Source organism: Serratia sp. Ae19-1 (genome assembly GCF_059801225.1).
On the sequence record NZ_JBCHWD010000004.1, the window covers coordinates 465,806 to 488,187 of the forward strand.

The window sequence follows — 22,382 nt, forward strand, 5'->3', positions numbered from 1 at the left end:
AATAATTCAATACTGATTATGGCTCAGCTAAATAAATAAACCATGACCATAACAATGATACAAATAGAACAAAACAATAAATCACCGGAAAAATTTTTCAGTGAATCCAAATAGTCATTGCTGTTCTTATTTAATTTGTTAATAGCATCGTTTTCGTTCTCAGCTTCTACTTCAACATGATGCTTTCTGAACCCCTTCCGCTTCATGTCTTTAATTATTTCTCGTGTAACCACTTCCTTTCTCAGTACCCTTGACTCATCGCTCTTTATAAAAACAACATATTTATTCATCATATACCCCATAAAAGCACAGAATGTTACTTCTGTGCTGGGATTGCAGCTGTTAATTAGCGTTTGGTTCCGGATTCTCTGGTTTCTCTCGGCCCAGTGCCATTGCCGCCATAACCATTTCCTGTAGAGCTGCCATTCCCCCAGAAACCACTGGCGCCGGAACCGCTGCCATAAGGGCTGTTTTTTGACAAGAATGACTGAGGCCCGCGGTCACCGCCGTTATTTCCACCACGATCTGAAGCACCAGAGCCTCCGTTATCAGACGATCTTTTGCCGCTCCCATCTCGATCCTGCCATCCACCTGACACCGCATCGAATTGGCTACTTAAAATTTCCTTCATAAATACTCTCCTATGGGCTTACTGGTTTTACCGTCATTAAAAACAGCTGTAGTGGCAAATGTAAAACACACTAATAACAATCCATAACCATCCTGTATTTCATAAAAAAACCAATAAAAAAAGCGTGTTCTAAACATTGCAACTCATCATATTAAAATAAACCCCAGAATAATATATCGAACCTAATTACACGCACATGCTATCGATTCAATTAATTGAGTCGCCAAATAATCTCAACGCCCAAGATTAATAACCCAATAAAGAAGAGGCGGCGGAACAGCTGCGGGCGACAATGACGACGCACCCTCTCCCCCAGCCACATGCCGCCCAACGCCGGCAACAGCGCCAACAACGAACCGCCGAGCAGCGCGCCGGGCAGCGCCTGATGCCAGGCCAAACCGGCGGCCAGCGCCAGCGTCGAGACGGTGAACGACAGCCCCAGCGCCTGCACCAGATCGTCACGCGCCAAGCCCAACGCATTCAGATAAGGTACCGCCGGTATGACAAATACACCGGTGGCGCCGGTCAGCACACCGGTCACCAAGCCGCACAGCGGCCCCAGCCAAGGTTCGGTCGCGGCGGAAATGCGCCAATCGAAACGGGTAAAACCCAACAGCGCATAACCGATCAGGCAAACGCCCAACGCCAGCGGCGCCAGGCGGCCGTCGCTGGCGGTGAGCGCACCGGCGCTCAGCAACGTGCCCAGCGTAACGCACAGCATCATCGGCCACAGCCGACGGCACAGCGCCCCCAGCATCGGCCCGCACAGCAACTGCCACAGGTTGGTGATCAGTGAGGGCAACAGCAGCAGCGCGGCGGCCTGCCCCGGCGGCATCATCAGGCTAAGCAGCCCCATCGACACCGTCGGCAATCCCAGACCGATCGCCCCTTTGACCGTGCCGGCCAGCGTAAAAATGCCCGTCAGGGCGATAATATCCAGTAGCGTCAGCGACATGCGTCTATCCTTATGGCAATCAACGGCCCGATTGTGACCAGCGGCGCGGCTCGGCACAATGCGGCAATGGCAGAGCCTGCCTGCGGCAAAGACAGAGGGAGAACGCATGCATTTTGACTTTATCGATCTGCGGCTGCTGGTGGCGGTGATCGAGACCGGCAGCATCACCGCCGGCGCCGAGCGCGTCGGGCTGTCGCTGGCCGCCGCCAGCGCCCGCATGCGCGGGCTGGAGCAGCAGGCAGGTGTGGCGCTGCTGACGCGCAATCCGCGCGGCGTCCAGGTAACGGCCGCCGGTGAACGCTTATTGCAACACGCTCGTTTGCTGTTGCAACAGCGCGACCGGCTGCGCGGCGAAATGGCCGAGTTTGCGCCGGGCCAGCGCAGCCAGCTGCGCATCGTCGCCAATACCGTCGCCGCCGACGCCTTTTTGCCGGAGCTGCTGGCGGATTTTCTGGCGCTGCACCCGCACACCGACATCGCGCTGGAGGAGCTGCCCAGCCCGGCTATCGCGCAGGCGATCGCCGAACGGGCGGCGGATATCGGCATCGTGGCGGATCACGCCGACCTGCGCGGTCTGGTCAGCTATCCTTTTCGCCAGGATCGTCTGGTGCTGGCGCTGCCGCCGGGGCATGCGCTCAGCGGCCGCCGCCAGATCGGCTTTGCGGACGCCCTGCCTTTTGATTTTATCGGCCTGCCGCAAGAGAGCGCGCTGCAACAGCATCTGGAGCAGCTGGCGATACGCAGCGGCGGCCCAATGCGGCTGCGGGCGCGCGCCGGCCATTTCGACGCCATCTGCCGCATGGTGCTGCGCGGCGCCGGGCTGGCGGTGGTGCCGGAAGAGAGTGCCCGGCGCCATCCTGAGATTCAACGTAGCGCCCTCGCGCTGACGGACGATTGGGCGATCCGGCGTCTGTCTATTGCGGTGCGTGAACTGGCGCAGCTGCCGCTGCCGGCGCAGCGGTTGGTGGCGTTCCTGCGCCAGGGAGAGGAGGATCTTGCCGACCGCACGGCAACGGATTAACCCTCAACCTTTCTCTAACGCCTCGACGCCAAAAAAGACGAAGGGCGCATCACGCGCCCTTTTGTTGACTTACCGGGAATGGACGAACTTACTCGTCCTTCAGCCCGCGGTTGAGCAGCATCGGCTCGATGCTCGGCTCTTTGCCGCGCCAGTCGATGTACAGCTTCTCCAGATCCTGGCTGTTGCCGCGCGACAGGATCATGTCGCGGAAGCGCTGGCCGTTTTCGGCGGTCAGTCCGCCGTGTTCGGTGAACCACTGGAAGGCGTCGTCCGCCAGCATTTCCGTCCACAGATAGGCATAGTAGCCCGCGGCGTAGCCGTTACCCCAGATATGCTGGAAGTAGCTGGAGCGGTAGCGCGGCGGCACATAGCTGAGATCCACCTTGTCTTTTTGCAGCGACTCGGCCTCGAACTTGTCCACGTCCTGCTGCGGCTGATCGGCGGTCAGCATGTGCCAGTGCATATCCAGCAGCGCGGCGGACAGCAGCTCGGTCATGCTGTAGCCCTTGTTGAACTTGTCGGCCTTCTTGATCTTGTCGACCAGTTCCTGCGGCATCGCCTCGCCGGTCTGGTAATGTTTGGCGAAGTGGCTGAACACTTTCGGATCGCTGACCCAGTGTTCGTTGAACTGCGACGGGAACTCGACGAAGTCGCGCGCGGTGTTGGTCCCCGACAGGCTCGGGTATTCCTGATCGGCGAACATGCCGTGCAGCGCGTGGCCGAACTCGTGGAACATGGTGATCACGTCGTCATACGACAGCAGCGCCGGCTGGCCCGGCGCCGGTTTGGTGAAGTTGGCCACGTTGTAGATCACCGGCTTGGTGCCGTTGAGTTTCGACTGATCGACGAAGTTGCTCATCCAGGCGCCGCCGCCCTTGTTGTCGCGCTTGAAGTAATCGGTGTAGAACAGCGCCAGCGATTTGCCGTCCTTGTCGAACACTTCATACACCTTGACGTCCGGCTGGTAGACCGGGATGTCCTTGCGTTCTTTGAAGCTGATGCCGTACAGCAGGTTGGCAGCGTAGAACACGCCGTTGTTCAGCACGTTGTTCAGCTCGAAGTAAGGTTTGATCTGCGACTCGTCCAGATCGTACTTGGCCTTGCGCACCTGTTCGGCGTAGAACTGCCAGTCCCAGGCCTGCACCTTGAAGTCGCCCTTCTGCTGATCGATCACCGCCTGAATGTCTTTGGCTTCACGCTCGGCACGCGCGGTGGCCGCCGGCACGATGTTGCGCATAAAGCTCAGCGCGGCATCCGGCGTCTTGGCCATCTGGTTTTGCAGCTTCCAGGCGGCGTAGTTCGGGTAGCCCAGCAGTTTGGCCTGCTCGGCGCGCACCTTGGCCAGACGGGAAATGGTCTGGCGGGTATCGTTGCCGTCGCCTTTTTCCGCACGCGTCCAGGAGGCGTCGAACAGCGCTTTACGGGTGTCGCGATCTTTCAGGCTCTGCAGCAGCGGCTGCTGCGTGGTGTTCTGCAGCACCAACAGCCACTGTTTCTCCAGCTTGCGCTCGGCGGCCGCCTGCGCGGCTGCGGCCAGCTCGCCTTCCGACAGGCCGTCCAGCTTCGCCTGGTCGGTTATCGCCAGCGCGCCGTTTTTGCTCGCCGCCAGCAGTTTGTTGGTGAACTGGGTGCTCAGCGTCGCCGCTTCCTGGTTCAGCGCTTTCAGCTTGGCCTTGTCGGCGTCCGACAGGTTGGCGCCCGCCAGCTCGAAGTTTTTGTAGGTCACTTCCACCAGCCGACGCGACTCCGGATCCAGCTTCAGCGCATCGCGATCCTGATAAATGGCCTTGATGCGCGCGAACAGCTTGCCGTTGAGCATGATGTCGTCGTTCAGCGCCGCCAGCTTCGGCGAAGTCTCTTCATCCAGCTTCTGCAGCGCATCGCTGGTGTTGGCCGAGGTCATGGCGCCGAACACGTTCATTACCCGCGTCAGCAGCGAACCGGCCTGCTCCAGCGCCACGAAGGTGTTCTTGAAGTTGGGCTTGGCCGGGTTGTTGGCGATCTTCTCCACCTCTTCCCGCTTTTGCTTGATGCCCGCTGCGATCGCCGGCGCGTAGTCGCTTTCCTTGATCAGGTTGAACGGCGGTGCCTGGAACGGCAGACGGCTTTGATAGAAGAACGGATTTTGAGTCTTTTGCTGGTCGTGATGATTGGCTTCACCGGTCACGGTAGCCTCCTTCGCCTGGCCGCTGGGCAGCGCGCTATGGTCGGCGTGTGGTTGGGTTTCTGCTGCCTGTGCCTGCGAGCCCAGCGCCATGCCGATCGCCAGCACCAATGTGGATAAACGCATCAAATCGAAACTCCTCCATGTTCACGGAATAAGGTCTCGGGGAATGGCTCCCTGTGAGTCACCTCCTAGCTTAGGCGCAGTTGGCACTTTGAGCAAAAACAAGTGATTAGAATATCCATCCCACGATGATTCGCTCCCTGTGGCGTATAGCGGTGCGTTGACTCGATTAGATATAACCTATAAACGCTTGAATGCGCCGACCGGGCACAGGACGATCGTATGACCTGATTCTTTTCCCCACTGCAGCCTCGAAGGTTGCCGAAGTATATAATCCGCTACGGGTTTCAAGCGAGATCTGCCACAGAAACAACTCCCTCATATTACTGATACGTGTCACATCAAGCCGTGCGAAAACAAAGGGGTCTTTTGAGCTATGTTGATATTTTTCCATCCAAGCCGTGAGCCTTGAGTTACTCGGTGAATGCGTAAGCAAATCATGCCGGTGAGAGATATTATTCTCCTTTGGATAGTCCTCAGATACGCTGGTATGTATAAGAATCTGTACGATATTGTACGCATAACCATTGAGCCTGTTGCTGGGGTGCTTGCGCCAAACAGAAGGTTGCTCTTCAACTTTCCACTCCTTCTCGATCACGCGAGCAAGATAAATCAGCTTGTCGGCAGCTTGCAGATCCAACTTACGTCTGCCAGAGATGAGCCAAGACCTCAACTCATAAGTGGCGCGAGGATAAACATGCCCCACCGATTGCAAAAACTCACTTGACGACTCTGGCGATATGGTTGGCAGTGGTGATGTCCAACAACTCCGCCAAAGAACAGCATCAAATGCTAGCGGTTCTAGTTTATCGCGAGCACAGATCCTTTCAGCTACAGCGCGCAGATGCTGAGCGCTGCAGACGGCTAACAAGTGATAACGGGGGTCAGATACGAGCATGAGCAATAAATCCTTTATATAGTGTTTAATTAAAAATACGCGCAGTGTCCTTCCTGATAAATAAATAGTATCCGCTCAACAGTGTTAACCCTGTGCCAATGACTTCACGTCTCTCCCGCCTTTTCCCGCACAATAACCAGATAAAGACAGCGACGTTGGACGCTTCGATACCAGGAATGAATGCGGCTGCGTCAGCGCGCCGCCTGATAAACCACCTTACCGTCCACATAGGTGCGATAAATGTTGCGATCGTCCCCCAGCGTCATCAGCACGAACCCTTGTTCCGCCGACGTGGCGCTGTTGGCGCAGCGCAACTGCTGCAGCGGCGTCACCGCCGGATCGAGCACCACGAAATCCGCCTCTTTGCCGACGTTGAAGTTGCCGATTTTGTCGTCCAGCGACAGCGCGCGGGCGCCGCCCAGGGTGGCATGGTAGAACGCCTCTAAAGCAGAGAGCCGGTAATGCTGCAGCTGGCCGACCTTGTACGCCTCGCCCAGCGTGCGCAGCATGTTAAAGGTGGTGCCTGCCCCCACGTCGGTGCCGATGCCGAGCTTCACCCGCTTGCGCCAGGCCTGCTGCAGGTCGAACAGCCCGCTGCCGAGGAACAGGTTGGAGGTGGGGCAAAAGGCGATCGCCGAGCGGGTATCGCACAGGCAGTCCCACTCCTGCTCCTCCAGATGCAGGCAGTGGGCGAACACGCTTTTATCGCCGGTCATGCCATAACGATGGTAAACATCCAGATAGCTCCGGTGCTGCGGGAACAGCGCTTTTACCCAGGCCACTTCCTGCGGGTTCTCGCTCAGGTGCGTTTGCAGCCAGACGTCGGGATACTCTTCGCGCAGCCGCTGAACCTGCGCCAGCAGCGCCGGCGTACTGGTGGGCGCAAAGCGCGGCGTAATGGCGTAACCGAGGCGGCCTTTGCCGTGCCAGCGTTCAATCAGCTCACGCGTCTGGCGGTAACTCTGCTCCGGCGTTTCCAGCAGCGCCTCCGGCGCATGGCGATCCATCATCACCTTACCGGCGATCAGGCGCATGTTCAGCGTTTGCGCCTGGCCGAACAAGGCGTCGACCGACTGTGGATGCACCGTGCCGAACACCAACGCGGTGGTGGTGCCGTTACTCAGCAACTGCTGCAGAAAGAAGGCCGACATCTCGTCGGCGTGCCGTTGGCAGTCGTAACGGCTTTCGGTCGGGAAGGTGTAATTGTTTAACCAGCCCAACAGCTGGTCGCCATAGGCGCCGATCATTTCGGTTTGCGGGTAGTGGATGTGGGTATCGATAAATCCCGGCACGATCAGTTTGTCGCGATATTCCGTGACCGCGAAGCCCGGCGGCAGCAGCGCCTCGCCCTGCTGCCAGCTGCCGAACCAGACGATGACGCCGTCGTTCAGCAGCAGCAAACCGTCGGGAACATGCCGCAGGCGTTCGTCGAGCTGTTGCGGCTCCTCCACACAGGCGGAGATATCAAAAAATTTGCCACGAATAGCCGTGGTGAATTGCAGTGCCATTATTTTCTTCCTTGTCGCGACCGGCGCGCCTCACCCGCGTAATAACCCACGCAGATGAAACAATGCCTTTTGTTACCCAAACGCTAAGACCGGCTTAAGCATAGCAAGCCGTATGCCAGTTGACGGCGCCAAAATACATTATTGTTAAAAAACAAAATGATATTAATTAATCAAGGGGAATTGACCGGCAAAAAAGAATAAAGCAAACCATCGATCCTCTCCGGCAGATCAATAGCAACCGTTTGCCTGCCAAAATAACACCGCGCCGCTGCACCATGAATGGGCAAGCGAATATCTTCACGGCGCACGGCTTATTTCAACGCCGCGCCTGGGGGTTGAATCTCGGCCTGCGGACAACGGCCAAACTTGAAACGATAACCATTCTCAATTATCATCCGCGCATCTTTTTGACCAGCAATGCGAAAATCATGTCCGCCACCGCTTCTGCCCCGCACACCGCGCTATCGCGCCTCTACGCCACCCATCACGCCTGGTTGCAGGGATGGCTGCGCCGACGGCTGGGCTGCGCGTTCGATGCGGACGACGTGGCGCAAGATACCTTCATGCGCCTGCTGAAAAGCGACGCCGCGGCGACCCTGCGCGAACCGAAAGACTTTCTGGTCACCGTCGCCAAGCGGGTGATGGTCGATCTGTTCCGCCGCAGAACGCTGGAGCGCGCTTATCTGGAGATGCTGGCACTGATCCCGGAAGGCTACGCCCCGTCGCCGGAGCAGCGCCAGAGCCTGCTGGAAAGCCTGCAGCAGATCGACGCCATGCTCGACGGCCTCGGGCCCAAGGTGAAGCAGGCCTTTCTGTTGTCGCAGCTCGAAGGCCTGGGCTATGCGGACATCGCCGCGCGCCTCGGCGTGTCGGTCAGCTCGGTTAAAAAATACATGGCCAAGGCCACCGAACACTGCCTGTTGTTCAGCCTGGAAAACGACGTTTTCTCATGAGCAACGCCATCACCCCGGAGCAGCGCCAGGCGCTGAAAATGGCCGCACACTGGTACGCCCTGCTGTGCGATGAGCACGTCACCGAACGCCAGCGCCAACAGTGGCAAGCCTGGCACCAGCAGCATGACGATCACCGCTGGGCATGGCGGCGCGTCGAAGCGTTGCAGAGCCAGCTGCAGGGCGTGCCGGGCAAGTTCAGCTACCGCGCGCTCGATCGCGCCGGCCGCCAATCGGCGATCGACCGCCGCACGCTGCTGAAAAGCCTGCTGCTGTTGCTCGGCGTAGGCGGCGGCGGCTTCTTTTATCAGTCCCCGCTCGGCCGGGAGCTGCGTGCCGACTACCGCACCGCCACCGGCGAAATCAAACCCATTGTATTAAGCGACGGCACCCAGCTGGTGCTGAATACCGCCAGCGCGGTCGATGTGCATTACGACGATCGCCAACGATTGATCCGCCTGCACACCGGGGAAATCAGCCTGATCACCGGACGCGACGCCCGGCCGCTGTGGGTGCAAAGCCCGCAGGGGGCGATGCGCGCGCTCGGCACCCGCTTTTTGGTGCGCGAGAGCGGCGGCGAGACGCGTCTGACGGTGCTGGAGCATGCGGTTGAAGCGCAGTTGGCGCAGGACGCGCGGCAAACGCGCCGGGTGGATGCCGGCGAACAGATCAGCTTCAGCGCCACGGCCTTCGGCGACAAACACCTCGCCGCGCAAGAGGACGGCTGGCTGCGCGGCGTGCTGAGCGTCAGCCAGTGGCGGCTGGAGCGGGTGATCGCCGAACTGGCGCGCTACCGGCGCGGCCATCTGAGCTGCGATCCGGCCGTTGCCGGCCTGCGCGTCAGCGGCAGTTTCCCGCTCAACGATACCGATCGCGCTCTCGCCCTGCTCAGCCAGACGCTGCCGATACGTCTGCAGAGCTTTACCCGCTATTGGCTGCAGATCGTCCCCGCCTGAACTTTTTAAATGAAAATGATAAAAAATCGCATTTTTGATTGTCCCTTTTGCCTTGCTCATCCGACTCCCAGGAAAACACTGCAGCAATAAATAAAAATGATTCAGGAGAAGGTATGAACAACGCTTGGGGAAAGGTCGCTCCGGCTTCGCTTTGGGGAAAACGGGCCAAACCGCTGGCCGTGGCCATTGGCCTGGCATTCGCCGCACCGCTGATGGCGAGCGCCGCCAGCGCCGCGGCCACCTATCACATTCCAGCCGGTGAGCTGGACGGCGCGCTGAACGCTTTCGCCGCTCGCGCCGGCATCGCGCTTTCGGTAGACGGCGCGTTAACCGCCGGTAAACGTTCGCCTGGCCTGAACGGCAGCTACGGCGTCGACGACGGCCTGAATGCCCTGCTGGCGGGCAGCGGCCTGCAGGCCCGAGCGCTCGGCAACAACGGCTACACGCTGGCCAAACTGCCGCAGCCGCAGAAAGAAGAAGACATCACCGTGGTCGGCGACTGGCTGGCGGAAGGCCGCCAGATCGATGTATTCGAACATCCCGGCGCGCGCGACGTGGTGCGCCGCGAAGAGTTCGCCAAAACCGGCACCACCACCGTGCGCGAAGCGTTAAACCGCGTACCGGGCGTGGTGGCGCCGGAGAACAACGGCACCGGCAGCCACGATATGGCGCTGAACTTCGGCATTCGCGGCCTCAACCCGCGCCTCGCCAGCCGCTCCACCGTGCTGATGGATGGCATCCCGGTGCCCTTCGCCCCTTACGGCCAGCCGCAGCTGTCGCTGGCGCCGGTCTCGCTCGGCAATATGGATGCGATTGACGTGGTGCGCGGCGGCGGCGCGGTGCGCTACGGGCCGCAGAGCGTCGGTGGCGTCGTCAACTTCGTCACCCGCGCCATCCCGAAAACCTTCGGCATGGAGGCCGGCATGCAGGGGCAGCTCAGCCCGACCTCGCGCCAGGATCACCCGAAAGGCACCGGTAACCTGATGATCGGCGGCACCGCCGACAACGGCCTCGGCGCGGCGCTGCTCTACTCCGGCACCCGCGGCAGCGACTGGCGCGAGCACAGCGCGACCAAAATCGACGACGTGATGCTGAAAAGCCGTTACGCGCCGAACGAGGTGCACACCTTCAACAGCCTGCTGCAATACTACGAAGGCGAAGCGGAGATGCCGGGCGGCCTGAGCCGGGCGGACTACAACGCCAACCCGTTCCAGTCGACCCGCCCGTACGACAAGTTCTGGGGTCGCCGCCAGTTGGCCAACTTCGGCTACCAGTATCAGCCGGATCAGCAGCACAAGTTCGACGTGCAGAGCTTCTACACCTACACCCTGCGCAGCGGCTATCTGGATCAGGGTAAAAACCTGACGCTGTCGCCGCGCGAATACTGGGTGCGCGGCGTGGAACCGCGCTACAGCCAGAGTTTCCGCTGGGGCGACTCGGCGCACGAGGTCGGCGTCGGTTATCGCTACGTCAGCGAATCCACCCACGAGCTGCGCTACTACACTAAAGCCAGCACCGGCAAGCTGCCGTCCACCGCCAGCCCGTACGATCGCGACACCCAGTCCGGCACCGAGGCGCACGCGTTCTATATCGACGATCGCATCGACATCGGCGACTGGACCATCACGCCGGGCATGCGCTACGAATACATCAAGTCGTATCAGAACAACTACATCAAGAACAACCGCCTCGACGTCAGCTATAACGCGCCGCTGCCGGCGTTGAACGTGATGTATCACCTGAACGAATACTGGAACCTGTACGCCAACACCGAAGGCTCCTTCGGCACCGTGCAATATAGCCAGATGGGCAAAGCGGTAGACAGCGGCAAGATCGAACCGGAGAAGGCGCGCACCTGGGAGCTGGGCACTCGCTACGCCGGCGATGCGCTGACCGGCGAAATCGGGCTGTTCCTGATCAACTTCAACAACCAGTACGACTCCAACCAGGTGACCGACAGCGTGACCGCGCGCGGCAAAACCCGCCACGCCGGGCTGGAAGGCAGCCTGCGTTACGATCTGTCGCAGCTGACGCCGAAACTGGACGACCTGACCGCCTACGCCAGCTACGCCTACGTCAACGCCACCATTCGTGAAGACGGCGGCTACAAGGGCAACCAGGTGCCGTTCTCGCCGAAGCATAAAGGCACGCTGGGGCTGGACTACACGCCAGGCAACTGGGCGTTTAACCTTAACGGCGAATTCCAATCCAGCCAGTTCGCCGACAACGCCAACACCGAGGCGGAAAGCGCCGACGGCAGCACCGGCCGCATCCCCGGCTATATGCTGTGGGGCGTGCGCGCCGCCTATGATTTCGGCCCGGAAATGGCCGGCCTGAATCTGGGCGTCGGCGTGAAAAACCTGTTCAACCACGAGTATTTCACCCGCGCCTATGACGACAACAACAAAGGTCTGTACGTCGGCCAACCGCGCACGATCTATCTGCAAGGTTCGGTGAAGTTCTGACCCTCAGCGGCGGGCGGCCAACCCTGCCCGCCGCTTTCCCCACCAACGTGACGACGTCACGAAATGCCGCGCCTGCACACCGCCGCAGCGGTGAAAAATAAGTCGCTTCTGACGCCAATACGCGTAATATCGACGATCCGCCCCGATTTATGGGCGCGGATTTTTTGCCGTTCTGGCCTGAAAAGCGAGGGAAAATAACATGAATCACAATGACCTTTCTCAGTGCCGCGTGGACACCGACCGTTTGTTGATTGCCCCCTTTACCGCAGCAGACGCCGACGATGTTTACCAGGCGATCACCCCAACTCTGACGCGCTTTATGACCTTTGAACCGGAAGCATCGCCGGAAGACTTCGCCAACGTCTGGCAAAGCTGGCTGCCGCTGATGCGCGAAGGCGAAGAAGTGATCTTCGTCGCCCGCCGGCGCGAAGACCGGCAGTTCGTCGGCGTCGGCGGCGCGCACAACCTGCGCAGCCATACCCCGGAGCTGGGCATCTGGGTGAAAGAGGGCCTGCATGGCCAGGGCTACGGCCGTGAAATCGTACAGGGTATCGCGCGCTGGGCCAGCGAGCGCTTTCAGCCGCCGCACTTTCTCTACCCGGTGGCCGAGCAGAATACCGCCAGCCGCCGCCTCGTCGAGTCGCTGGGCGGCGTGCTGGCCGGCCGCTGCGAACGCATCAAGTATGACGCGGTGGTGTACCACCTGCCGCCTCAACGCTGATCGGCCCGGTTTGCTTTTTTTCTTTCCGCCGCGATAACCGCTGCCACTGCCTGCGGGTTTGTGCTAATGATAGAGGCATGTAGGGTAAAAACAGTTGAGGAACAGCAACATGATTATTTTTGTTACCGGCGCCACCTCCGGTTTCGGCGAGGCGATCGCACGCCGTTTTATCCGTGAAGGCCATCGGGTGATCGCCGCCGGGCGCCGCCTTGAGCGTCTCGAAGAGCTGCAGGAAGAACTGGGCGAAGCGCTGCACATCGTGCGGCTCGACGTGCGCAACCGCGCCGCCATTCAGCAGGCGATCGAAGCGCTGCCGGCCGAGCTGCGCCAGATTGACGTGCTGGTGAACAACGCCGGGCTGGCGCTGGGGCTGGAGCCGGCGCACAAGGCCAACGCCGATGACTGGGAAACCATGATCGACACCAACGCCAAAGGGCTGGTGAACATGACCCGCGCGCTGCTGCCCGCCATGGTCGAGCGCAACGTCGGCCATGTGATCAACATCGGCTCCACCGCCGCCAACTGGCCTTACGCCGGCGGCAACGTGTACGGCGCCACCAAGGCGTTCGTCAAGCAGTTCAGCCTGGGCCTGCGCGCCGATCTGCACGGCACGCGCATCCGCGTGACCGATATCGAGCCCGGCCTGGTGGGCGGTACCGAGTTCTCCAACGTGCGCTTCAAGGGTGATGACGGCAAGGTCAACAAAACCTACGAAGGCGCCGATGCGCTGACGCCGGAAGACATCGCCGAGTCGGTGTTCTGGGTCGCGACATTGCCGGCGCGCGTCAACATCAACACGCTGGAAATGATGCCGGTCAGCCAGTCCTTCGCCGGGCTGAACATCCACCGCGGTGCCTGAGCCGCGACGGCGGGAGGCGACTCCCGCCGCGTTTCCTCAGGCCGCGCGCCAGCCGGAAACGATAATCAGCATGCCCGCCAGCGCCACGCCGGCGCCGACCCAATCCAGCGCAGACAGCTTCACGCCATCCACCACCCGCAGCCACAGCAGCGCCGTCGCCACATACACGCCGCCGTAGGCCGCATAGACCCGCCCGCTGGCCGCCGGATGCAGCGTCAACAGCCAGACGAACAGCATCAGGCTCAAGGCCGCCGGCAGCAGCAGCCAGGCGCTACCCTGCTTCTTCAGCCACAGATAAGGCAGGAAACAGCCGATAATTTCAGCCAGGGCGGTCGCAAAAAACAACAGCGTAGTTTTTAACATCGGTCGCAGTTTTCTCTCGGTAAATTAAACGAATCGGCGCTTGGCTGGTGAATTCCAGGAGCGCGGTGGTATATTTGTCACCACGCCTGCGGGCGAGGTAACGCCAGTGTCGCCATCATCAGGCGCACTCACTCATAAGGATGAAACGATGAAAACATTTTCGACCCAACGACTGCTGCGCGGGATGCTGCCGGTCGCCATGCTGGCCGTAATGGGCGCCTGGCAGGCGCCGGCGCTGGCCGCCACCTGCACTCAGGGCAGCACCTGCGTCACCGTCGATGGCAAAGGCAGCGGCGCGATGAGCACCGAAGAAGCGCGCCAGAGCAAAGAGCAGTGGAATGATACCAAAACCCTGCGCCACAAGGTTAACACCCGCGTCGAGAAAGAGTTCGACAAGGCCGACCGCGCGGCGGATGACGAAGATCGCTGCAACGACAGCAACAACGTTAACGCCTACTGGGAGCCGGATACCCGTAAATGTCTGGATCGCCAGACCGGGCGTCGGATTAATCCTTAATCCCCCTGCGGCGGGCGGGCGAGCGTGAAACCCGGCCGCCGTTGCTGCTATCCTGTTACAGGAAGTCCATTGTCTAAAAGGATGACGTGATGAAAAAAACGCTGATATTAACCGCTGTGCTGCTGGCCGGCGCGCCATTGGCGGCCCTGGCCTCCTGCGAAAGCGTGAAAGCCGACATTTCGCAAAAAATCGTCAATAACGGCGTTCCGGAGTCCGGCTTCAAACTGGAGATCGTGCCAAACGATCAGGCCGATCAAGCGGGCGGCCAGGTGGTTGGGCACTGCGAAAACGACACCCAGAAGATCGTTTATACCCGCCTGAACAACGGCGACGATCGCGGTGACGCGGCGCAGACCGGCACCAGCCAGGATACCTCCAACACTCAGTAAGCCGCACCGGCTACCCAGGGCGCGCTGCAGCAGCGCCCTTTCTCATCCCTTATGCCTGCTCCGCCTCTTCTTCTTCGCCCTGCGGCCGACAACGGGCCGGGATCAGCATCGCCGCCGCCAGCGCCAGCAACGACACCAACGCCGACACCAGGAACACCCAATGCAGCGAAGCCGCCACTTGCTGGGTCAACTGCGCCAGCGCCTCGCCCCCCATGCTGTGCCGCACCGCCGGCTCCATCAGCCGCTGCACCGGATCGTCGATCTGCGGCAAACGCCACTGCAGGTTGAGGTTCAGCGTGGCGCCCAGAATGGCGGTGCCGATGGCCGATCCCACCATGCGGGTAAACACCGTACAGGCGGTGGCGATGCCGCGAATGCTGTAATGCGCCGCGTTCTGCACCGAAACCAGAAACGTGGTGTTGCACAGCCCCATGCCGGCGCCGACCATAAACGCCGCCACCCGGCCCCACAGCAGGCCGCCGTCCGGCTGCAGCATCAGCAGGATCAGGCCGCCCGCCACCAGCAGCAGCGCGCCCAACAGCGCCGTGGCGCGATACGAAGTCATCAGCATCAAACGGCCGCTCAGCGTGCTGGCCAGCGGCCAGCCGATCGACATCAAGGCCAGCGTGGTGCCCGCTTCCAGCGGTGAGCCGCCCATCACGCCCTGAATGAAGGTGGGCAGAAAGGCGCTGATGCCCATCATCGCCGCGCCGATCACCAGCCCGCCGATGTTGCCGGCGACGATCACCCGGCTTTGCCACAGCGCCAGCGGGAACAGCGGTTCAACCGCGCGCCGCTCCTGACGGATCAGCAGCGCCAGCGACACCGCCGCCAGCGCCAGCAGCGGCACCACCCACCATCCCAGGCTTTCCATCTGCAACAGCGCCAGCAGCAACGCGGAAACGAACAGCGTCAACCAGGCGGTGCCGGCCAGATCCAGCGCGTGCCGGCGCAATTGCTGATGCGCCGGCAGATAGCGCCAAAGGAAGAACATCGCCAACAGGCCGATCGGCAGGTTGACCCAGAACACCAGCGCCCACGGCAGGTGCTGCACGATAAACGCCCCCAACAGCGGGCCGATGATCGCCGACACGCCCCATACGCTCGACAGATATCCCATCACTTTCGGCCGCTCGGTGGCGCTGTAGATGTCGCCGATGATGGTGGAAGCGATCGGCATGATGGCGCCGGCCCCCAGCCCCTGCAATAAACGGAAACCGATCAGCCAATACATGTCCGGGGCGAAACCGCACAGCACCGACCCCAGCAGGAACAGCGTGGCGCCGAAGAAGAACACCCGCTTGCGGCCGTAGAGATCCGCCAACCGCCCGTAGATGGGGATGGTGATCGCCTGCGACAGCAAATAGACCGCGAACACCCAGCCCAGCAACGAGAAGCCGCCGAGATCGCCGATGATGGTCGGCATGGCGGTGGCGACGATGGTGGCTTCGATCGCCGACATGAACATAGCCAGCATACAGGCGATCAGGATCAGCGGGCGGTGGGCGATAGGTGCGGGTGAAACGTTATTTGTCATGGCGTTATGCAGGCTTCCTGGCGTTTTTATTTTCCCTGAGTATATCAGCAAGCGCCTGCGGCAGGTTTATCCGCCCTCACATCCTGCCGCTGCCGCCGGCGAATCGCACCATTTGGACTAATTGTTACGGCGTAACGATTTGCGGCGGATTTTTTTTACTTTCCGCGCATCCCAGCGCTGGCGCGGGCTGAGGCGCAGATCCGCCTAAGCTCAATCAACTGATTTTGTTCATAAAACTTGGCATGGCCAACGACAGGGTGCTATACCTTCCCTAGCCGGGGTCATTGGGCTTCGTGCTTTCTCTAGTTTAAATATCAGTATCTTATGCTGATTAACTCACGTATTGAGCCACCGTTCAGCACGCTATGCCGAACACACCCTTCGCTCAATGTCGCTAACCTCATGCGAAACGCCCGTTTTGTACCGCCACGCCCGCCGGGCAGTGGGTAACAATCAGAGTGGAGTGCGCCGCCGGCCGCTCCGCGCAACGGAGGACGCAACATCATGCATAAGTCCGCGCCATACCGGCGCCTGCTCTTCGGGAGCCTGCTGTTTATCGCCGTCATCGCACTGCTGATTTACGGCATCGGTTGGAAAACCCTCATGTCGCGCCGGGAAGATTTGATCTACCTCGGCCAACAGCACATGTTCCTGGTGGTGTGTTCCATGCTGCTGTCGCTGCTGGTCGGCATTCCCAGCGGCATTTTGCTGAGCCGCCCCTTCGCCCGCCGCTGGGCGGAACACGTGATGCAGATCTTCAACGTCGGCAACACCCTGCCGCCGCTGGCGGTGCTGGCGCTGGCGATGGTGATCATCGGCATCGGCGATCGGCCGGCGGTGGTGGCGCTGTTCCTCGCTTCGCTGCTGCCCATCGTGCGCAATACCTATGCCGGTCTGCGTTCGGTGCCGCCGGCGCTGACAGAGGCCGCCAACGGTATTGGCATGACCGCCGGGCAGCGGCTGCGCCAGGTCGAACTGCCCCACGCCCTGCCGGTGATCTTCGCCGGGGTGCGCATCGCGATGGCGATCAACGTCGGCACCGCGCCGCTGGCGTTTTTGATCGGCGCCAGCAGCTATGGCGAGCTGATCTTCCCCGGCATCTACCTGAACGACTTCCCGACGCTGATCCTCGGCGCCGCCGCCACCGCGCTGATCGCCCTGCTACTCGATCTGGCGCTGGCCGGGCTCGGCCGCCGGCTCAGCCCGCACACCGCATCCTGAAGGGAGAGACGCGATGACTCGATGGTTACAACGCACTTGCCACGCGCTGCTGTTCTCCTTGCTGTTGAGCGGCGCGGCCGCCTCCTGGGCCGCCCCCTTGACGCTGGCGAGCAAGAACTTCACCGAACAGCGCATTCTGTCGGCGATCACCGTGCAATACCTGCGGGCCAAGGGATTTCAGGTGATACCCAAGACCAACCTGGCCACGGTGATCACCCGCAACGCCATGATCAACAAGCAGATCGACATGACCTGGGAATACACCGGCACCTCGCTGATCATCTTTAACCACATCAATAAGCGCATGTCGCCGCAGGAAACCTACGACACGGTAAAAAAACTCGACGCCAAACTCGGCCTGGTGTGGCTGCAGCCGGCGGACATGAACAACACCTACGCCTTCGCCATGCAGCGCCAGCGCGCGGAAAAAGAGCAGATCCGCACGATGTCGCAGCTGGTGGCCAAAGTGGAACAGGTGCGCAAAAACGACCCGAAGCACAACTGGCTGCTGGGACTGGACCTGGAGTTTGCCGGCCGCTCTGACGGCCTGAAGCCGATGCAGGCGCTGTACGACATGCCGCTGGATCGCCCGCAAATCCGCCAGATGGATCCGGGCCTGGTGTACAACGCCATCCGCGACGGTTTCGTCGACGCCGGGCTGGTGTACACCACTGACGGCCGGGTGAAAGGCTTCGATCTGCAGGTGCTCGAAGACGACAAAGGCTACTTCCCGAGCTATGCGGTCACGCCGGTGGTGCGCGCCGAGGTGTTGCAAAACACGCCGGGGCTGGAAGAGGCGTTGAACACGCTGTCGAAACAGTTCAATAACCAGGTGATCACCGAGCTTAACGCCAGGGTGGATATCGACTACCAGACGCCGCAACAGGTCGCCGACGCGTTCCTCAAGCAGCGCGGCCTGATTTAGGGAGGCATGATGAATACCTTACTTTACGCCTGGCAAAACTGGGCCTATATCGCCGGATTGACGCTGGAACACCTGCTGCTGGTCGGCGTCGCCGTCGGCCTGGCAATCCTGATCGGCGTGCCGCTCGGCGTGCTGATCGTCCGCCACAAGTGGCTGGCGACGCCGGTGCTGAGCCTGGCCACGCTGGTGCTGACCGTGCCCTCCATCGCCCTGTTCGGGCTGATGATCCCGCTGTTTTCCTTAATCGGTCACGGCATTGGCTATGTGCCGGCGATCACCGCCGTATTTCTCTACTCGCTGCTGCCGATCGTGCGCAATACCCACACCGCGCTCGACAACCTGCCCGGCGGGCTGCGCGAGGCCGGCCGCGGCATCGGCATGACGTTCTGGCAACGCCTGCGCTGGGTGGAGATCCCGGTGGCGCTGCCGGTGATTTTCGGCGGCATCCGCACCGCCGTGGTGATGAACATCGGCGTGATGGCGATCGCCGCGGTGATCGGTGCCGGCGGCCTCGGCCTGCTGCTGCTCAACGGCATCAGCAGCAGCGACATCCGCCAGTTGATTACCGGCGCCGTGATGATCAGCCTGTTGGCGATCGTCCTCGATTGGTTATTGCACCGTTTGCAAATTGCGCTCACGCCCAAGGGGATCCGCTCATGATTAAATTGGAAAATCTGACCAAACAGTTCATGCAAAAGAACGGCACACCGTTCAACGCCGTCGACAACATCAATCTGGACGTGCCGGAAGGCGAAATCTGCGTGCTGCTCGGCCCTTCCGGCTGCGGTAAAACCACCACGCTGAAGATGATCAACCGCCTGATCGAACCTACCGCCGGCGCCATTCTGGTCAATGGCGAAGACACCAGCACGCTGGATACCGTCAGCCTGCGCCGCAAAATCGGCTACGTCATCCAGCAGATCGGTTTGTTTCCCAACATGACCATCGAGGAAAACATCACCGTGGTACCGCGCATGCTGGGCTGGGACAAGAAACGCTGCCACGATCGCGCCGAGGAGCTGATGAGCATGGTGGCGCTGGATCCGAAGCGCTTTTTGCACCGCTACCCGAAAGAGATGTCGGGCGGGCAGCAGCAGCGCATCGGCGTGATCCGCGCGCTGGCAGCCGATCCGCCGGTGCTGCTGATGGATGAACCCTTCGGCGCGGTGGATCCGATCAACCGCGAAACCATCCAGAACGAGTTTCTCGACATGCAGCGCCAGCTGAAAAAGACCGTGATGCTGGTGAGCCACGACATCGATGAGGCGCTGAAACTTGGCGATCGCATCGCGGTGTTCCGCCAGGGCAAGATCGTGCAGAACGCCAGCGCCGATGAGCTGTTGGCGCGGCCGGCGAACGAATTCGTCGCCTCCTTTGTCGGCCAGGATCGTACGCTGAAGCGCCTGCTGCTGGTACAGGCTGGCGACGTGGCCGATCAACAGGAAACGGTGACGGTGCGCCGGGAAACGCCGCTGGCGGAGGCGTTCGGGCTGATGGACGATATCGACGCCCGCTCGGTGACGGTGGTCGACGCCGACGGCAAACCGTTGGGCTATGTCAAACGCCGCGAGGCGCGCGGCGCGCCGGGCGTCTGCGCCGACAGCCTGCACCGTTTTCGCGTCACCGCCAGAGCGGAGGAAAACCTGCGCGTGGTGCTGTCGAAGCTGTACGAGCACAACACCTCCTGGATGCCGATCGTCGATGAAGACGGCCGCTACAGCGGCGAAATCTCGCAGGATTACATCGCCGACTACCTCAGCTCCGGCCGTACGCGCCGGGTGCTGACCCCGCAGTAATCCGCGCCGGGGCGACCGCCGCCCCGCCCATGCCGCAGTTTGATAAAGATTCACTGGTCATCGGCCGGAGCGCCAAGCACAATGCGCTGATGACCCTTTGATTTTTCTCACGACGCCGCCCACGCATGAAAAGATTGGTCCACTTGCACCACTATCGCGCCCTGCTGCGCAGCCTGTTTATCGCCGTGTTTATCGGCGTCGCCGCCGCCCTGGCGGTGTGGCTGTTTCACCGTTCGATGATTGGCCTCGAGTGGCTGTTGCTCGGCAATGCCGACGGCAGCCTTGTGGCCGCCGCCGCCGCGCTGCCGGGCTGGCGGCGCGCGCTGACCCCGGCGCTGGGCGGGCTGGCGGCGGGCCTGCTGCTGTATATCCACCAGCGCTACCGTCACCAGCGCCCGGCGGCGCCCACCGACTATATGGAAGCGATAGAGACCGGCAACGGCAAGCTGGACACCGGCGCCAGCCTGGTGAAATGCCTGGCGTCGCTGCTGGTGGTGTCGAGCGGCAGCGCCATCGGCCGCGAAGGCGCGATGATCCTGCTGGCGGCGCTGGTGGGCTCGCTGTTCGCCCAGCGCTTTACACACGAGAAAGAGTGGAAACTGTGGGTGGCCTGCGCCGCCGCCGCCGGGATGGCCAGCGCCTACCATGCGCCGCTGGCGGGCAGCCTGTTTATCGCCGAGATCCTGTTCGGCACCCTGATGCTGGCCTCGCTCGGGCCAGTGGTGATCGCCGCGGTGAGCGCGCTGCTGATGACCAACCTGCTCAACGGCGGCCAGGCGCCGCTCTATCTGGTGACGCCGCTCGCCGCCCCCTTGCCGACGCAATACCTGCTGATGGCGCTGGTCGGCGTGGTGGCCGGCGCCGGCGGGCCGCTGTTTTTATGGCTGATGACCGCCACCGGCCGCGCCTTCCGATCGCTGCGCCTGAAACCGCCGTTGCAGCTGGCGCTGGGTGGCCTGATCGTCGGGCTGCTTTCGCTGCTGTTCCCGCAGGTGTGGGGCAATGGCTATAGCGTGGTGCAGGCGCTGTTGATCGCGCCGCCAGGGGTGTTGCTGCTGGGCGCGATCCTGGTGTGCAAACTGCTGGCGATCCTCGCCAGCAGCGGTTCAGGCGCGCCCGGCGGGGTCTTCACCCCGACGCTGTTCGTCGGCGCCGCGCTCGGTTCGATGATCGGCCAGCTGTTCGGCCTGTGGCCGGGCATGGATGCGGCGGTGCCGCTGCTGCTGGCGCTGACCGGCATGGCCACCCTGCTGGCCGCCACCACCCATGCGCCGATCATGGCGGCGCTGATGGTGTTTGAAATGACCGGCGAATACGCGCTGCTGCCCGGCATTTTGCTGGCCTGCGTGATCGCCACCACCGTGTCGCGCGGTCTGCGGCCGGTATCGGTCTACCACACCGCGCCGCCGCCCAAACGCGAGGCTTAAAACTCGCCCTGCTGCAGCAACTTCCTGAACTGCGGGCACTGCAGGTGCTCCGGTTCAGGGCAATCGACCATGTGCTGCAAACCGGCGCGCACCTGCCCCAAACGCCGCAGGGTGCGATCCAGTTCTTCAATCCGCGCCGCCAGCAGCCGGCGATCGAGGGCGATGCGTCCCCGCTCGTCAAACAGCGAGGCGATCTCATCCAGCGTAAATCCCGCCAACCGCCCGAGAGCGATCAGCTTCAGTTGATCCAGCACACCGGCGGCATATTGGCGGCGTAAACCGTTGCGGCCTATCGACGCGATCAGCCCCTTTTTCTCGTAATGCCGCAGTGCCGAGGGCGCGATGCCGCTCAAACGCGCCACCTCGCCAATATCCAGTTCTTTTTCCATTGACTTGAAGTCGACTTTAAGTTGCACACTGTGCGCACATTACACCATGAGTGACTTTAAGGACACGAAAATGACGACAGAAATTTTACTGATGATTGTGCTGACCGGAGTGGGCGCCACGCTGTGCACCGACCTGTGGGCCATCGTGCAAAAGCGCGTGCTGGGCATCCCGCCCCTTAACTACGCGCTGGTTGGCCGCTGGTTTATCGGCCTGTTCGACGGCCGGTTTTATCACGCGCCGATCATGGCGTCGCCGGTGCGGCGAGGAGAAAAAGCGACAGGATGGTTGCTGCACTATGCGATCGGCGTAGCCTTCGCCTTTATCCCGCTCGGTTTGGCGGGCATCGGTTGGTACGCCGCACCGGCGCCGCTGGTCGCACTGTTGAGCGGCTGGCTGAGCCTGGCGGCGCCTTTCTTCGTGATGCAGCCGGCGCTGGGCTTTGGCGTGGCGGCGGCGAATACCCCCAACCCGACGCGTAGCCGCATCATCAGCCTGCTGGTGCATACGGTGTACGGCCTGGGGCTGTTTGTCTCCGCCCGTCTGTTGGCCCCTTTGCTGGCCTGACC

23 protein-coding genes are annotated in these 22,382 nt (G+C 61.4%); 14 read left to right on the forward strand and 9 right to left on the reverse strand.

The window, feature by feature from the left end; genetic code table 11:
* Positions 1-23: 23 nt before the first annotated feature.
* From AAIE04_RS14880 to AAIE04_RS14890, 3 genes are all read right to left on the reverse strand, one after another.
* Positions 24-290, reverse strand: a complete 267-nt coding sequence (locus tag AAIE04_RS14880) for a hypothetical protein (protein ID WP_498577267.1) — start codon at positions 288-290, stop codon at positions 24-26.
* A 56-nt stretch (positions 291-346) separates the two neighbouring features.
* Positions 347-631, reverse strand: coding sequence for a hypothetical protein (locus tag AAIE04_RS14885; protein ID WP_161796309.1), 285 nt, complete (start codon positions 629-631; stop codon positions 347-349).
* A gap of 211 nt (positions 632-842) precedes the next feature.
* Positions 843-1,586 (reverse strand): sulfite exporter TauE/SafE family protein, encoded by a 744-nt coding sequence (locus tag AAIE04_RS14890; protein ID WP_498577243.1) that lies wholly within the window; start codon positions 1,584-1,586, stop codon positions 843-845.
* Positions 1,587-1,692: 106 nt separating this feature from the next.
* Between AAIE04_RS14890 and AAIE04_RS14895 the strand changes: the two genes are divergently transcribed.
* Positions 1,693-2,607 carry a LysR family transcriptional regulator gene (locus tag AAIE04_RS14895; protein ID WP_498577244.1) on the forward strand — a complete coding sequence of 305 codons (915 nt, stop codon included), beginning with the start codon at positions 1,693-1,695 and terminating at the stop codon, positions 2,605-2,607.
* An 88-nt stretch (positions 2,608-2,695) separates the two neighbouring features.
* Here AAIE04_RS14895 and dcp read toward each other — a convergent pair whose 3' ends face one another.
* The 3 genes from dcp to guaD form a co-directional block, all read right to left on the reverse strand.
* Positions 2,696-4,897: a peptidyl-dipeptidase Dcp gene (gene dcp, locus AAIE04_RS14900; protein WP_440529229.1), complete on the reverse strand. Its 2,202-nt coding sequence runs from the start codon at positions 4,895-4,897 to the stop codon at positions 2,696-2,698.
* Between the two features lie 166 nt (positions 4,898-5,063).
* The gene (locus tag AAIE04_RS14905; protein WP_139285526.1) at positions 5,064-5,792 is read right to left on the reverse strand and encodes a hypothetical protein; all 729 of its coding nucleotides are present in this window, start codon (positions 5,790-5,792) and stop codon (positions 5,064-5,066) included.
* A gap of 191 nt (positions 5,793-5,983) precedes the next feature.
* Positions 5,984-7,300: a guanine deaminase gene (guaD, locus tag AAIE04_RS14910; protein WP_498577245.1), complete on the reverse strand. Its 1,317-nt coding sequence runs from the start codon at positions 7,298-7,300 to the stop codon at positions 5,984-5,986.
* 428 nt (positions 7,301-7,728) lie between these two features.
* Between guaD and fecI the strand changes: the two genes are divergently transcribed.
* The 5 genes from fecI (at position 7,729) to ydfG (ending at position 13,251) form a co-directional block, all read left to right on the forward strand.
* Positions 7,729-8,253 (forward strand): ferric citrate uptake sigma factor FecI, encoded by a 525-nt coding sequence (gene fecI / locus AAIE04_RS14915; RefSeq protein ID WP_025159729.1) that lies wholly within the window; start codon positions 7,729-7,731, stop codon positions 8,251-8,253.
* Positions 8,250-9,206 carry a ferric citrate uptake sigma factor regulator FecR gene (gene fecR, locus AAIE04_RS14920; protein WP_498577246.1) on the forward strand — a complete coding sequence of 319 codons (957 nt, stop codon included), beginning with the start codon at positions 8,250-8,252 and terminating at the stop codon, positions 9,204-9,206. The genes fecI and fecR overlap by 4 nt, the downstream gene beginning before the upstream one ends.
* Before the next feature lie 113 nt (positions 9,207-9,319).
* A complete protein-coding gene (gene fecA / locus AAIE04_RS14925) occupies positions 9,320-11,671 on the forward strand; it encodes a TonB-dependent Fe(3+) dicitrate receptor FecA (protein ID WP_498577247.1) in 2,352 nt (783 codons plus the stop codon).
* A gap of 199 nt (positions 11,672-11,870) precedes the next feature.
* Positions 11,871-12,392: a GNAT family N-acetyltransferase gene (locus AAIE04_RS14930; RefSeq protein WP_019456504.1), complete on the forward strand. Its 522-nt coding sequence runs from the start codon at positions 11,871-11,873 to the stop codon at positions 12,390-12,392.
* A 109-nt stretch (positions 12,393-12,501) separates the two neighbouring features.
* Positions 12,502-13,251: a bifunctional NADP-dependent 3-hydroxy acid dehydrogenase/3-hydroxypropionate dehydrogenase YdfG gene (gene ydfG / locus AAIE04_RS14935; RefSeq protein ID WP_198636415.1), complete on the forward strand. Its 750-nt coding sequence runs from the start codon at positions 12,502-12,504 to the stop codon at positions 13,249-13,251.
* Between the two features lie 36 nt (positions 13,252-13,287).
* Here the strand turns inward: ydfG and AAIE04_RS14940 are convergent, their stop codons facing one another.
* On the reverse strand, positions 13,288-13,614 hold the full coding sequence (locus AAIE04_RS14940; RefSeq protein WP_004938563.1) for a YnfA family protein: 327 nt from the start codon (positions 13,612-13,614) through the stop codon (positions 13,288-13,290).
* 148 nt (positions 13,615-13,762) lie between these two features.
* Between AAIE04_RS14940 and AAIE04_RS14945 the strand changes: the two genes are divergently transcribed.
* Positions 13,763-14,131, forward strand: a complete 369-nt coding sequence (locus tag AAIE04_RS14945; RefSeq protein ID WP_019455910.1) for a DUF1283 family protein — start codon at positions 13,763-13,765, stop codon at positions 14,129-14,131.
* Positions 14,132-14,220: 89 nt separating this feature from the next.
* Positions 14,221-14,520, forward strand: coding sequence for a DUF1161 domain-containing protein (locus tag AAIE04_RS14950; RefSeq protein WP_019455911.1), 300 nt, complete (start codon positions 14,221-14,223; stop codon positions 14,518-14,520).
* 49 nt (positions 14,521-14,569) lie between these two features.
* Here AAIE04_RS14950 and AAIE04_RS14955 read toward each other — a convergent pair whose 3' ends face one another.
* On the reverse strand, positions 14,570-16,057 hold the full coding sequence (locus AAIE04_RS14955) for an MDR family MFS transporter (RefSeq protein ID WP_063919401.1): 1,488 nt from the start codon (positions 16,055-16,057) through the stop codon (positions 14,570-14,572).
* Positions 16,058-16,561: 504 nt separating this feature from the next.
* On the opposite strand from AAIE04_RS14955, the gene AAIE04_RS14960 reads away from it, so the two are divergent.
* The 5 genes from AAIE04_RS14960 to clcB all read left to right on the forward strand — a co-directional run bounded on the left by AAIE04_RS14960 (position 16,562) and on the right by clcB (position 21,426).
* On the forward strand, positions 16,562-17,278 hold the full coding sequence (locus AAIE04_RS14960; RefSeq protein WP_019455913.1) for an ABC transporter permease: 717 nt from the start codon (positions 16,562-16,564) through the stop codon (positions 17,276-17,278).
* A gap of 13 nt (positions 17,279-17,291) precedes the next feature.
* Positions 17,292-18,203, forward strand: coding sequence for a glycine betaine ABC transporter substrate-binding protein (locus AAIE04_RS14965; protein WP_498577248.1), 912 nt, complete (start codon positions 17,292-17,294; stop codon positions 18,201-18,203).
* Positions 18,204-18,212: 9 nt separating this feature from the next.
* Positions 18,213-18,863, forward strand: a complete 651-nt coding sequence (gene osmW / locus AAIE04_RS14970; protein WP_015377782.1) for an osmoprotectant ABC transporter permease OsmW — start codon at positions 18,213-18,215, stop codon at positions 18,861-18,863.
* Positions 18,860-19,999, forward strand: coding sequence for an osmoprotectant ABC transporter ATP-binding protein OsmV (gene osmV / locus AAIE04_RS14975; protein ID WP_019455915.1), 1,140 nt, complete (start codon positions 18,860-18,862; stop codon positions 19,997-19,999). Before osmW ends, osmV begins: the two co-directional genes overlap by 4 nt.
* Positions 20,000-20,124: 125 nt before the next feature.
* Entirely contained in the window at positions 20,125-21,426 is a 1,302-nt protein-coding gene (gene clcB / locus AAIE04_RS14980) for a voltage-gated ClC-type chloride channel ClcB (RefSeq protein WP_063919399.1), read from the forward strand.
* Here the strand turns inward: clcB and AAIE04_RS14985 are convergent.
* The gene (locus tag AAIE04_RS14985) at positions 21,423-21,815 is read right to left on the reverse strand and encodes a helix-turn-helix domain-containing protein (protein ID WP_049241177.1); all 393 of its coding nucleotides are present in this window, start codon (positions 21,813-21,815) and stop codon (positions 21,423-21,425) included. The two genes, clcB and AAIE04_RS14985, sit on opposite strands and share 4 nt — an antisense overlap.
* 70 nt (positions 21,816-21,885) lie before the next feature.
* Here AAIE04_RS14985 and AAIE04_RS14990 point away from each other — a divergent pair, with 70 nt between their 5' ends.
* A complete protein-coding gene (locus AAIE04_RS14990; RefSeq protein WP_025159726.1) occupies positions 21,886-22,380 on the forward strand; it encodes a DUF2938 domain-containing protein in 495 nt (164 codons plus the stop codon).
* Positions 22,381-22,382: the final 2 nt, after the last annotated feature.